Below are 12,522 nucleotides of genomic sequence, written 5' to 3' on the forward strand. Positions count from 1 at the left end.
GAAACCTTATGAATATTGATACTCTCCTGCGGCTGTTTGCGCCCCCGACCGACCCGTCCCTGATCCAATACGGCACCTACACGCCGACGCTGGTGCTGCTCTCCATCTTGATAGCCATCTTCTCGTCCTGGATGGGCTTGCAGGTGGTGGCGCAGGCCCAGTCCAGCAAGAGCCGCAGCCTGCGCGCCATCATGCTCGGCACCGGCAGCCTGGCGCTGGGCTGCGGCGTCTGGGCCATGCACTTCATCGGCATGCTGGCCTTCAACCTGTGCACCGAGGTCGACTACGACCACGTCACCACCATGCTGTCGGTGCTGCCCAGCCTGGCCGCCTCGGCCATCGCCCTGTCCCTCATCAGCCGCCGCCAGATCGGCGCCGGCTCGCTGCTGCTGGGCGGCCTGCTGGTGGGCGCCGGCATCGGCGCCATGCACTACACCGGCATGGCGGCGATGCGCATGTCCTTCGAGCTGTACTACGATCCGCTGATGTTCGGCCTGTCGATCGTGGTGGCCGTGGTGCTGGCCACCTTGGCGCTGTGGGTGCGCTTCGGCCTGCGGCTGCACACCCGCCTGCCGTCGAGCGTGCTGGGCGCGATCAGCGCCACCGTCATGGGCTGCGCCATCGCCGGCATGCACTACACCGGCATGGCCGCCGCCCGCTTCGCCGGCCGCCCGCTGGCCGGCGCCGCGCCCGAACAGAGCAGCACCTTCCTGGCGCTGGCGATCTCGCTGATCACCATCGCCATCACCATCTTCATCATGTCGGCCAACGGCCTGCTGCGCTACCGCGAACTGTTCCGCCAGAAAAGCGAAAGCGAAGCCTGGATGCGCGCCCTGCTCACCACCACCATCGACGGCGTGGTGACCGTCGACCGCGACGGCCTGGTGCACGAATTCAACGCCTCGGCCGAACGCATCTTCGGCTGGCGCCGCGACGAAATCGTCGGCCAGAACATCCGCATCCTGATGGACGACACCCAGCGCTCCGAGCAGGACGGCCTGCTCAACTACCTGCGCACCGAAAACTCGGCCATCCCCGGCCAGGGCAGCGAAGTGATCGCGCTGCGCAAGGACCGCAGCCGCGTGCCGATCCGGCGCGCGCTGGGCCACGCGCGGCTGGCCGAGCGCGACCTGTTCGTGCTGTTCATCACCGACATCAGCGAGCGGCGCGCCATCATGCAGGCGCTGCGCGACAGCGAGCAGCAGTTCCGCTCGCTGATCGGCAACATCCCCGGCATCTCCTTCCGCAGCAGCATGCGCTTCGACGCGCCGCCGGTGTTCGTCAGCGACGGCATCGAGCGCCTGGCCGGCTACCCGGCCAGCGACTTCGTCGGCGAGCACCGCAGCCGCACGCTGGGCAGCCTGATCGTGCCGGAAGACCGCGCCGGCGTGGAGGCGGAAATCGACCGCGCGGTCGCCGACACCAGCGCCTACCAGGTCGAATACCGGCTGCGCCACGCCGACGGCCACACCAGCTGGATGTGGGAGCACGGCGCAGTGAGCCAGGATGAAAGCGATCCCGGGCAGCGCTGGATCGACGGCGTCATCCTCGACATCAGCGAACGGCGCCAGATGGAGCAGGAGCTGCGCAAGGCCAAGGAGACGGCCGAGCAGGCGGCCGCCGCGCGCGCCAGCTTCGTGGCCAATATGAGCCATGAAATCCGCACCCCGATGAACGCCATCCTCGGCTTCACCGACGTGCTGCTGGACACCGAACTGGACGACAACCAGCGGCGCCACCTGGACACGGTGCGCAAGGAAGGCCGCTCGCTGCTGCGCCTGCTCAACGAAATCCTCGACACCGCCAAGCTCGACAAGGGCGCGGTGGAGCTGGAGCCGGACGACTACAGCCTGCTGGGCCTGATCGACGAGCTGGCCTCCACCTTCGGCAGCAACGCCCGCAGCAAGGGCCTGGCCATCGACATCGCGTACGACCCGTCGCTGCCGGCCTGGCTGCACGGCGACGAGCTGCGCATGCGCCAGATCCTCGGCAACCTGCTCGACAACGCCATCAAGTTCACCGCCGCCGGCAGCGTCAGCCTGCGCGCCAGCGCGGCCCAGGGCCAGCTCGAGATCGCGGTGCAGGACACCGGCATCGGCATCGCGCCGGAGCGGCTGGAGGCGATCTTCGACCCCTTCACCCAGGCCGACCCGTCGATGACGCGGCGCTTCGGCGGCACCGGCCTGGGCACCACCATCAGCCGCCAGCTGGTGGCGCTGATGGGCGGCACGCTGTGGGCCGAGAGCACGCCCGGCCAGGGCACCACCTTCCACCTGCGCCTGCCGCTCGAGCCGGCCCGCCACGACAGCAGCCAGGCCGCCGAGCGCAGCCCCTATCCGTTGCCGCCGCTGCGGGTGCTGGCGGCCGACGACGTGCCGCAAAACCTGGAGCTGCTGACCTTGCTGATGCACAAGCGCGGCCACGCGCTGGAGCGGGCCGGCGACGGCGCCGCCGCGCTGCGGCTGTCGGCCGAGCGCACCTACGACCTGATCCTGATGGACATGCAGATGCCGCTGATGGACGGCCTGGCGGCGACCCGCGCCATCCGCGCGCGCGAGCGCACGGCCGGCGCGGCGGCCATCCCGATCGTCGCCATGACCGCCAGCGTGCTGGCGGCGCACCGCGAGGCCGCCGCCGCCGCCGGCATGAACGGCTTCGCCTCCAAGCCGGTGGACTGGTATGGGCTGTCGCATGAGATCGCCCGCGTGCTGGCGCTGCCGCCGCTGGAGCAGGCGCCGGCCGCGGCCGACGCGCCGGCGCGCGCGCGCGTGCTGAACCAGAAGACCGGCCTGCAGCGCTGGTCCGGCGACGAAGTCAAATACCACCAGGCGCTGCACCGCTTCGCCACCGACTACGGCGACGCCGCCACCGCGCTGGCGCGGCTGTTCGCCAGCGACAGCGAGACCCGGCTGACCGAGGCGCAGGCCTGCTGCCACAAGGTGCGCGGCGTGGCCGCCAACCTCGGGCTGGAGCAGCTGGCCGCCACCCTGGCGCAGGCCGAAAAGCTGTGCGGCTCGCCGCAGCGCGAGGCCGGCACGGCCACCCTGCCGACCGAACTGGCGCAGGTGCAGCGCATGCTGACCTCGCAGCTGGACGCGGCGCTGAGCGCGATCCACGCCATCGAAACCCCGCGCGCCGTGCAGCGCGAACGCGAACAGGCCGCCGCCGTGGCGGCCGCGGCGCCGTCCTTCGACGCGGCGCGCGCGCACGCGGCGGCGCAGGCGCTGCTGCCGCCGCTGCGGCGCGGCGCGCTGGACGACGCCGCGCTGGCCGCGCTGGCCGGCGCCATGAACGGCGCCGGCCTGCCGGCCGCGCTGGCGCAGCAGCTGGCGGCGCTGCACGCCGCGCTCAACGATTTCGACTTCCCACAAGCCCATGCCACGCTGCTGGAACTGGCCGCCGACCTGGCCAAGGAGACCCCATGATCAAAGACCCCACCAACGACCTGCCACTGATCCTGGCGGTCGACGACGAGGCCAGCAACCTGCAGCTGCTGCGCCACATCCTGCAGGACCAGTACCGCCTGCTGTTCGCCAAGGACGGCCCGCGCGCGCTGGAACTGGCGCGCCAGGAGCGGCCGCAGCTGATCCTGCTCGACGTCATGATGCCCGGCATGACCGGCTACGAAGTATGCAAGCAATTGAAGGACGACGAGGCCAGCGCCGCCATCCCGGTGATCTTCGTCACCGCGCTCAACGACGCCAGCGACGAAGTGGTCGGCTTCGAGGCCGGCGCGGTCGACTACATCACCAAGCCGGTCAGCCCGCCCATCGTGCGCGCCCGCGTGCGCACCCACCTGTCGCTGGTGCGCATGGACGAGCTGACCCGCACCCGGCTGGAGATCGTCCAGCGGCTGGGCCTGGCGGCCGAATACAAGGACAATGAAACCGGCCTGCACGTGATCCGCATGAGCCACTACTCGCGCATCCTGGGCCGCGCCGCCGGCATGAGCGAGGCCGAGGCGGACGACCTGCTGCACGCGGCGCCGATGCACGACGTCGGCAAGATCGGCATCCCGGACAAGATCCTGCAAAAGCCCGGCCCGCTGGAGACGGCGGAGTGGAAGGTGATGCAGACCCACGCCGCGATCGGCGGCGACATCATCGGCCAGCACCCGGGCGGCATGCTGGCGATGGCGCACCAGGTGGCGATCACGCATCACGAGAAATGGGACGGCAGCGGCTACCCGAACGGCCTGGCCGGCGAGCAGATCCCGCTGGTGGGGCGCATCGTCGCCATCGCCGACGTGTTCGACGCGCTGACCTCGGCCCGGCCCTACAAGCCGGAATGGCCGATTCCGCAGGCGGTGGAATACCTGGAACAGCAGCGCGGCAAGCACTTCGACGCCGAACTGGTCGACCTGTTCCTGACGCAGATGCCGGCGCTGCTGGAGATCAAGCGGCGCTGGGCGGAGCGCAGCGTCTAAGCCAGCCGCGCGGCGCGGCCGGCCAATTGCGCCATCACCCGCACCACCTGGTCGATCTGGGCGCGGGTGTGGCCGGCGTTCATCATGAAGCGCAGCCGCGCCTGGCCCACCGGCGCCGCCGGGAACTGCACCGCGTCGACCTGGATGCCCTCCTTGCGCAGCGCGATCGCGTAGCGCTGGCAGGTCTCGGCCTCGCCCACCAGCACCGGCAGGATCGGCGTCTGGGTCGACAAGATGGTGTAGCCCAAGGGCGCCATCTGCTCGATGAAATAACGCTGGTTGTCCCACAGGCGCTGGCGCCGCTGCGGCTCCTCTTGCAGCAGGTCGAGCGCCGCCAGCGACGCGGCCGCCTGGTCCGGCGGCGGCGCGCAGCTGTAGCCGTAGGCCGAGCTGGTCAAACGGATCACGTCCGCCACGTCGCGCTCGACGGCGACGAAGCCGCCGATCGAACCCAGCGCCTTGCTCAAGGTCCCCATCTGCATGATGCACGGGCTGTCGCAGCCCAGGTGCTCGGACGTGCCGCCGCCGTTGGTGCCCAGCACGCCGGTGGCGTGGGCGTCGTCGAGGTACAGCAGCGCGCCATAGCGCTCGGCCAGCGCCACCAGCTGCGGCAGCGGCGCGATCGTGCCTTCCATGGCGAACACGCCGTCGCTGGCGATGACCGGCGTGCTGCCCTCCGCCGCGCCCGCCTTGAGCAGCGATTCCAGGTGGTTCATGTCGCCGTGGCGGTAGGTGTAGCGCAGCGCGCCCGACATCTGGATGCCCTCGCGGATGCTGACGTGGTTGTACTCGTCCGAGTAGTAGGCGTACTTGTGGCGCTTGCGGGCGCGGTAGCCGTGCAGGCGCGCTAGCGCGGCGGCCTTGACGATGGACGACAGCACGCCGAGATTGGCCATGTAGCCGGTGACGAACAGCACCGCGTCGCTCTTGTGGTGGAGGGCGCCGAGGCGCGCCTCCAGCGTGCGGTAGAGCTCCAGGTCGCCGCCCAGCAGGCGCGACTCGCAGTTGCCCACGCCGTAGCGGTCCAGGCCGTCCTTGGCCGCCGCCACCAGGCGCGGATGCTTGGCCAGCGCCAGGTAGTTGTTGGTGCTGAACGACACCACCCGCTCGCCGCCGGCCACGAACACCGGGTCCGGCAGCGTGCCGTGGCCCTGGGCGGCGGGATGGACCGGATGGTGCTTGAGCCAGTCGGCGATGTCGCTTAAATCGTGCATGAAGAAGCCAGCCTGAGTAGGTAACCCTCCATGCTAGCGGCGGCCGGCTTACCGCAGGCTTGCGGTCACATTACCGATCGGATAGCAGCCAGTGTCTAGGACGACGGCGCCAGCGGCAGCAGGATGCGCGCCACCAGGCCCGGCGCGCCGTCCTCCAGCAGCAGCTCGCCGCCGTGCGCCAGCGCGGTGGCGCTGACGATGGCCAGCCCCAGGCCGTTGCCCGGCAGGTGGCGGCTGTCGTCGAGGCGGTAGAAACGCTGGGTCACCTTGCCGCGCTCCGTTGCCGGGATGCCGGGGCCGTTGTCGTGCACCGCGATCGTGGCCAGGCCGCCGTGGAACAGGCCGGCGCGCACATGGATCGCATGGCCGGGCCCGGCGTACTTGATGGCGTTGTCGAGCAGGCTGGCGACAGCGCTGGCGAGCAGGTTGCGGTCGCCGTCCACGTACAGGTGCTCGGGCGCGTCCACCGTCAGGCTCACGCCGCAGTCCTCGGCGCTGGCCTCGTACATCTCGCCGATGTCGGTGGCGATGTGGCCCAGGTCGAGCCGCTCGAACAGCCGGCTGCGCATGCCCGATTCGGCCTCGGCGATCTGCAGCAGGCGCTCGAACAGCCGGATCAGGTCGTCGATGTCCTCGATCGCGTCGTGCGCGGCGCCGGACAGGCGCGGCACCGTGGCCTCGTGCCGCAGCGCGTCGTCGAGCTTGCTGCGCACGCGGCCCAGCGGCGTGCGCAGGTCGTGCGCGATGGCGTTCGAGACGTGGCGGATGCCTTCCATCAGCAGCTCGATGCGGTCGAGCATGCGGTTGATGTCGCGCCCCAGCAGCGCGAACTCGTCGCGCCCGCTGACCGGGATGCGCGAACTGAGGTCGCCCGCCTCGATGTGGGCGGCGGTGCGGCGGATCGCGCCCAGGCGCCGCTCGACCACGCGCCGGAACAGCAGCGCGCCGGCCACCGTCAGCAGCAGCGACACGCCGGCGCCGGCCAGCAGCGCGCGCCAGATCACGCCGCGCACCGCTTCCTGCTCGCTGAGGTCGCGCCCGACGATGAGCACGCCGCCGCCCGCCAGCGGGCGCAGGTACAGCCGCGCCGGCGCCCGGTGGCCGTCGCGCTGGACCACGGCGCTGAGCAGGGTGGCGCCGTCGTCGAGGCCCGCGGCGGCCGCCGGCCACGAACCCAGGTTGCCGGCCAGCGGCTTGCCGTCGGCCGCCAGCAGCTGGAAGATTTCGCGGTCGCTGTCGATGCCGTCGGCCAGCTGGCGCCGCACCTCGGCCAGCAGCGCGCCGTCGGCCTGGCCGGCGGCATGGGCCAGCAGACGGTCCGACTGGGCGACGATGCGGCCGTCGATATCCCGGTCCAGCACGCCCACCGTGCCGTGGTAGAACACCGCCGACACCAGCACGATGGAGGCCGTGCCCAGCACGCCGTAGCCCAGCACCAGCCGGGCGGCGATCGAGGCGCGCAGCGTGATCATGTCAAGCCGGGCCGCCCGCGGCCAGCGCGCCGGCCTCGTCGGGCGACGTCGGCCCCATGCGGTAGCCGACGCCGCGCAAGGTGTGGATCAGCATGACGGGGAAATCCTTGTCGACCTTGGCGCGCAGGCGGCTGATCTGGACGTCGATGACATTGGTCTGCGGGTCGAAGTGGTAGTCCCACACCGATTCGAGCAGCATGGTGCGGGTCACCACCTGGTTGACGTTGCGCATCAGGTATTCCAGCAGCCGGTACTCGCGCGGCTGCAGCGTGATGACCTTGGCGCCGCGCGTGACGCGCAAGGTGCGCAGGTCCAGCTTCAGGTCCGCCACCTGCAGCTGCGAGCTGTCGGCGCCCGGCGCGCTGCGCCGCTGCAGCGCCTCGATGCGCGCCAGCAGTTCGGAAAAGGCGAACGGCTTGGACAGGTAGTCGTCGGCGCCGCCGCGCAGGCCGGTCACGCGGGCGTCGATCGAGGTCAGGGCGCTGACGATGATGACCGGGGTCTGCTTGCCCAGCGCGCGCAGCTTGTCGACGATGGACAGGCCGTCGATGCGGCCCGGCAGCATGCGGTCGAGGATGATGATGTCCCAGTCGTTGCCGACCGCGAGGTCGAGGCCGTCGGGGCCGTTGTCGCAGGCGCTGACCAGGTAGCCCGCTTCGCGCAGCCCCTTGCAGATGTAATTCGAGGTTTCGGCTTCGTCTTCAATAACCAGGCAGCGCACGCGGGTCTCCGGGATTCAGGGTGGTGGCGGGTATTCTACCCTGCGCTGCGGAGAGGAAGGTGAACTCCCGCCCGGACGACGTCGTTGCGTCGCACAGGGGGTGGCGCCGTCTTGGCAGCGTCATTGGTGAGGACCATCGGCAGGGCGCGGAGTTCGACCGCCATCATAGCCGCGCCCGCCAACGGCGCAGTTGCGCCAGATCAAGCGGCGCGCGGACGGCCGGCCAGTTCGCGGTACAGCGCATGGTAGTTGCGCGCCATGGTCTCGGCGGTGAACAGTTCCCAGTAGCGCGCCTCGGCGCGGCGGCCCATCTCGGCGGCCCGTTCCGGCTGCTCCCACAGCGTGCGCATGGCGGCGCCGAAGGCCGGCGCGTCGTCGGGCGGCACCACCAGCCCGGTCTCGTTGTCGAGGTTGATGTAGGTGGTGCCGGTGCCGATCTCGCTGGAGATCATCGGCTTGCCGTACATCGCCCCTTCCAGCAGCGAGATGCCGAACGCCTCCGAGCGCAGGTGCGACGGGAACACCATCGCGTAGCACAGCTCCAGCAGCGCCACCTTGTCGAGCTCCTCGACCGCGCCGACGAACAGCACATGCGTCAGGCCGAGGCGCTGCGCGTGCTCCTTGAGCTCCTGTTCGATCGGGCCGGCGCCGACGATCACCACCGGGTAGTCCAGGTTGGCCATGGCGTCGAGCAGGATGTGCAGGCCCTTGTAGTAGCGCAGCACGCCGACGAACAGGAAGAAGCGCTCGCCGCAGCGCGCGCGCCACTGGTCCTTGAGCGCGGCGGGCGGCTGCGGATAGATGGTCTTGTCCAGGCCGTAGGTGATGGTGCGGGTCTTGTGTTCGAAGCGCTTGAGCACCGGCGACGAGGCCAGGTAGTTGGGCGAAGTGGCGACGATGGTGTCGATGCTGCGCAGGAAGCGGCGCTTGAGCGGGCTGTACACGCGCAGCAGGTTTTTCTGGCGCACGATGTCGGAGTGGTAGGTCACCACGCTGGGCTTGTCGATGCGCGCCATGAAGTGGGCCAGGTCCATGAACGGCCACGGGAAGTGGTAGTGGATCACGTCGGCCTCGCGCGCCAGGCGCGCCAGCTGGCGGATCGCCGCGAACGAGAAGCCGGTGGAGGCGATCTCGAAATCGAGCGGCATGCGGTGCACGGTGTGGCCTTCGAACTCGATCCGGGTCGGGCCGCGGTCGCGCGTCAGGGTCAGCACTTCATTGCTGACGCCGAGGCGGCCGGTGCCCACGCACAGCTGGCGTATCACTTGCTCGATGCCGCCCCAGCTATCGGGGTAATAGGTCTTGTAAAAATGGAGGACGCGCATTGGCAGCTTCAGTGATGCTTCAATTGGAGAGGACCTGGCGGTACACGGCGACGGTGCGGCGCGCCGCGGCATCCCAGGTCAGTTCGAGCGCGCGGCGGTGGCCGGCGGCGATGCAGCGCTGGCGCAGCGCGTCGTCGCGCGCCAGCGTGGTCATCGCGGCGGTGATTTCCGGCACCGACAACGGATCGAATTCCAGCGCCGCGCCCTGCGCCACTTCCAGCAGCGAGGTGGCGTTGGAGGTGGCCACCGGCACGCCGCTGGCGAAGGCTTCCACCAGCGGCAGGCCGAAGCCCTCGTGCAGCGACGGGAAGATGAAGGCGCCGGCGCCGGCGTACAGGTGGTGCAGCTGGGCGTCGTCGGTCAGCTGGTTGAGCCAGATGACGTTTTCGCCGCGCTGGCCGGCGGCCTTGATCCGCGCCACCAGCTCGTCGCTGAGCCAGCCGGACGCGCCGACGATCACCAGCTGGCGCGCGGCGCGCAGCACCGGCGGCAGGGCCAGGTAGGCTTGCAGCAAGCGGCCGACGTTCTTGCGCGGCTGCAGCGTGCCGACGAACAGGAAGTAGCCGGCGGTGAGGCCGTAGCGCGCCAGCGTGGCGTCGCGCGCCTCGGGCGCCGGCGCCTCGAACCATTCGGGCCGCACGCCGTGGTGCACCACGCTGATCTTGCGCTCATCGACGCCGAAGCATTCGACCAGTTCGCGGATCGAGTAGTGGGAACCGGTGATCACGTGCTGGGCGCGGCGCGCGGCCTGGATTTGCAGCCAGTTCTTCAGGCCGCGCAGGCGCGGCTTGCACCACTCGGGATGGGCGATCGGCACGGCGTCGTGCAGGGTCGCCACCACCGGGCAATCCATGCGCACGATGCGGTAGTCGGTGGCGTGGAACAGGTCCAGCGGCGGCGCGTCCCGGCCCGCCAGGCGGCTGACGTTCATGTGCACCGACGACGGCAACAGCAGGTTGCCCAGCGTCGCCAGCGGGAACGACAGCGGCAGCGCGCGGCCCACCGTCAGGCGCTCGCTAGCGCCCGGCGACGGGAAGGAGAACGGCAGCACCTCGGCGCCGGCCTGCGGCAGGTGTTCGAGCAGCGCGCGGCTGTACACGCCCATGCCGTCGAGCCGGCCGCCGGTCAGCGCCGGTTCGGCGGTGGTGGTGGACAGGCCCACGCGCAGCATGCGCGCGGCCGTGCTTGGCGCGCCGCTCACGCCGTGTACATCCAGCGCAGCGTGTCGGCCAGCGGCAGCGTCGCCAGCGGGCCGATGACGGCCTGCAGGCGGGCGTTGTCGCCGACCAGCCGCACCACTTCATTGGCGCGCACGAAGGCCGGGTTGACGTGGACCTTGATCGGGTAGCCGGCGATGTCGGCCATCATGGCCAGCGCCTCGCCCAGCGACCAGGCCTGGCCGGAGCAGATGTTGAAGGTCTGGCCGGCGGCGGCGGGGCCGGCGGCCAGCAGGCGGCGGTAGCTCTGCGCCACCGTGCGCACGTCGGAAAAATCGCGCCACACGTGCAGGTTGCCCAGCTCGATGTCGGCGGCGCGGCGGCGGAAGTGGCCGACGATCTTCGGCAGCAGGAAGTTCTCGTGCTGGCCGACGCCGGTGTAGTTGAACGGCCGCACCACGATCAGCGGCAGCCTGTCGCGCCACAGGCGCGCCATGTATTCCATGGCCAGCTTGCTGACCGCGTAATCGTTGGCCGGCGCGGCCGGCACGTCTTCGCCGATCACGCCGACGTCGGTATTGCCGTAGATATTGGCGCTGGAGGCCAGCAGCACGGCCGACGGCTGGTGCTCGGCGGCGGCCAGCGCTTCCAGCAGGTTGCGGGTGCCGGCCAGGTTGACGCGGTAGATCTGTTCGACGTCGCCATGGCCGACGAAGGCGATGGCGGCCAGGTGGGCCACCACGTCCGGCCGCACCTGGGCCACCACGGCGGCCAGGCCGGCGCGGTCGTTCAGGTCGACGGCGAACTGGCGCTCGCCGGGCGCGTGGCCGGGCGTGATGGTGCCGTAGACTTCGTAGCCGGCGGCGCGCAGCTCCTGCTCGACATAGCGGCCGGTGAAACCGGTCAGCCCGGTGATCAGCGCGCGTTTGCCGACACCTTCGACGCCCTCCATGACTACAGCTGCCATCGTCGCTCCCTTAGAAGGAGAAGCCGGCTTTATTGCGGCGCAGGTCGGCCTCGACCATCATCTGGCACAACTGCTCCAGCGTGGTCTGCGGCTTCCAGCCCAGTTCCTTTTCAGCCTTGGTCGGGTCGCCGATCAGCAGCTCCACCTCGGCCGGACGGTAGAACTTCGGATTGACGCGCACCAGCACCTTGCCGGTTTTCTTGCAGGTGCCGATTTCGTGGTCGGCTGCGCCGCTCCATGCCAGCGCCACGTCGACCGCCTTGAACGCCATGCTGACGAAGTCGCGCACGGTTTCGGTGCGGTTGGTGGCCAGCACATAGGTGTCCGGCTCGTCGGCCTGCAGGATGCGCCACATGCCTTCGACGTATTCCTTGGCGTAGCCCCAGTCGCGCTTGGCGTCCAGGTTGCCCAGTTCCAGCACGTCGAGCTGGCCCAGGTGGATCTTGGCCACCGAGTCGGTGATCTTGCGGGTGACGAACTCACGGCCGCGCAGCGGCGATTCGTGGTTGAACAGGATGCCGGAGCAGCCGAAGATGCCATAGGATTCGCGGTAGTTCACGGTCATCCAGTGGGCATACAGCTTAGCCACGCCATACGGGCTGCGCGGGTAGAACGGGGTGTCTTCCTTCTGCGGCACGGCCTGCACCTTGCCGAACATTTCCGAGGTCGACGCCTGGTAGAAGCGGATCTTCGGATTGACGATGCGGATCGCCTCGAGCAGGTTGACCGGGCCGATGCCGGTGATTTCCGCGGTGGTGACCGGCTGCTCGAAGGACACGCCGACGAAGCTTTGCGCCGCCAGGTTGTAGACCTCGTCCGGCTGCGCGCTTTGCAGCAGGCGGATGTTGGAGCCCAGGTCGGTCAGGTCGTACTCGACCAGGTTCAGATTCGGATGGGACTGGATGCCCAGTTCCTCGATACGCCAGAAATTCACCGAGCTGGTGCGGCGATAGGTGCCGGTGACGTGATAGCCTTTTTCCAGCAGCAGCTCCGCCAGATAAGCGCCATCCTGGCCGGTAATGCCCGTAATCAGGGCTCTTTTTGTTTTATTCATGGTGATTGACCATCCAAATCATGGGTGACTTTACAACCCGCTATTGTAACAGAGCGCTAATGTCCCACTTCTCACCAATTATATCGATTACATCCCTTACATCTTGTTACCATCAGCGACAGTGATGACTTGAAATAATTGCCCCCAGGGCAATAAAAGGGCGGGGGGGGTCAAGTCTGACATTCG

The 12,522-nt window shown here is 69.4% G+C and carries 9 protein-coding genes; 2 read left to right on the top strand and 7 right to left on the bottom strand.

Annotated elements, in window-relative coordinates:
- Window positions 1-8 precede the first annotated feature (8 nt).
- Complete coding sequence (locus AC07OK_RS04110; protein WP_494689085.1) at window positions 9-3,425, top strand: MHYT domain-containing protein; 3,417 nt, start codon at window positions 9-11, stop codon at window positions 3,423-3,425.
- Window positions 3,422-4,426 (top strand): HD domain-containing phosphohydrolase, encoded by a 1,005-nt coding sequence (locus AC07OK_RS04115; protein ID WP_494689086.1) that lies wholly within the window; start codon window positions 3,422-3,424, stop codon window positions 4,424-4,426. Before AC07OK_RS04110 ends, AC07OK_RS04115 begins: the two co-directional genes overlap by 4 nt.
- Here the strand turns inward: AC07OK_RS04115 and AC07OK_RS04120 are convergent.
- The 7 genes from AC07OK_RS04120 to gmd form a co-directional block, all read right to left on the bottom strand.
- Window positions 4,423-5,640: an aminotransferase class I/II-fold pyridoxal phosphate-dependent enzyme gene (locus tag AC07OK_RS04120; RefSeq protein ID WP_494689087.1), complete on the bottom strand. Its 1,218-nt coding sequence runs from the start codon at window positions 5,638-5,640 to the stop codon at window positions 4,423-4,425. The genes AC07OK_RS04115 and AC07OK_RS04120 overlap by 4 nt on opposite strands.
- A gap of 95 nt (window positions 5,641-5,735) precedes the next feature.
- Complete coding sequence (locus AC07OK_RS04125) at window positions 5,736-7,112, bottom strand: sensor histidine kinase (RefSeq protein WP_494689088.1); 1,377 nt, start codon at window positions 7,110-7,112, stop codon at window positions 5,736-5,738.
- A gap of 1 nt (window position 7,113) precedes the next feature.
- Window positions 7,114-7,833, bottom strand: a complete 720-nt coding sequence (locus AC07OK_RS04130; RefSeq protein WP_494689089.1) for a winged helix-turn-helix domain-containing protein — start codon at window positions 7,831-7,833, stop codon at window positions 7,114-7,116.
- A 200-nt stretch (window positions 7,834-8,033) separates the two neighbouring features.
- Window positions 8,034-9,158 carry a glycosyltransferase family 4 protein gene (locus tag AC07OK_RS04135; RefSeq protein ID WP_494689090.1) on the bottom strand — a complete coding sequence of 375 codons (1,125 nt, stop codon included), beginning with the start codon at window positions 9,156-9,158 and terminating at the stop codon, window positions 8,034-8,036.
- 19 nt (window positions 9,159-9,177) lie between these two features.
- The gene (locus tag AC07OK_RS04140) at window positions 9,178-10,359 is read right to left on the bottom strand and encodes a glycosyltransferase family 4 protein (RefSeq protein WP_494689091.1); all 1,182 of its coding nucleotides are present in this window, start codon (window positions 10,357-10,359) and stop codon (window positions 9,178-9,180) included.
- Window positions 10,356-11,282 (bottom strand): GDP-mannose 4,6-dehydratase, encoded by a 927-nt coding sequence (locus AC07OK_RS04145; protein WP_494689092.1) that lies wholly within the window; start codon window positions 11,280-11,282, stop codon window positions 10,356-10,358. Before AC07OK_RS04145 ends, AC07OK_RS04140 begins: the two co-directional genes overlap by 4 nt.
- A 10-nt stretch (window positions 11,283-11,292) precedes the next feature.
- Window positions 11,293-12,336 (bottom strand): GDP-mannose 4,6-dehydratase, encoded by a 1,044-nt coding sequence (gmd, locus tag AC07OK_RS04150; protein ID WP_494689093.1) that lies wholly within the window; start codon window positions 12,334-12,336, stop codon window positions 11,293-11,295.
- Between the last annotated feature and the right edge of the window lie 186 nt (window positions 12,337-12,522).

The sequence above is a fragment of the Duganella sp. GW821-FHT07G03 genome (assembly GCF_059418605.1).

What these genes read in the sequence shown, in the direction of transcription:
- AC07OK_RS04110 (WP_494689085.1), top strand. Translation starts at nt 9, where the DNA reads ATGAATATTGATACTCTCCTGCGGCTGTTTGCGCCCCCGACCGACCCG.
- AC07OK_RS04145 (WP_494689092.1), bottom strand. Translation starts at nt 11,282, where the DNA reads ATGGCAGCTGTAGTCATGGAGGGCGTCGAAGGTGTCGGCAAACGCGCG.
- AC07OK_RS04120 (WP_494689087.1), bottom strand. Translation starts at nt 5,640, where the DNA reads ATGCACGATTTAAGCGACATCGCCGACTGGCTCAAGCACCATCCGGTC.
- AC07OK_RS04115 (WP_494689086.1), top strand. Translation starts at nt 3,422, where the DNA reads ATGATCAAAGACCCCACCAACGACCTGCCACTGATCCTGGCGGTCGAC.
- gmd (WP_494689093.1), bottom strand. Translation starts at nt 12,336, where the DNA reads ATGAATAAAACAAAAAGAGCCCTGATTACGGGCATTACCGGCCAGGAT.
- AC07OK_RS04135 (WP_494689090.1), bottom strand. Translation starts at nt 9,158, where the DNA reads ATGCGCGTCCTCCATTTTTACAAGACCTATTACCCCGATAGCTGGGGC.
- AC07OK_RS04125 (WP_494689088.1), bottom strand. Translation starts at nt 7,112, where the DNA reads ATGATCACGCTGCGCGCCTCGATCGCCGCCCGGCTGGTGCTGGGCTAC.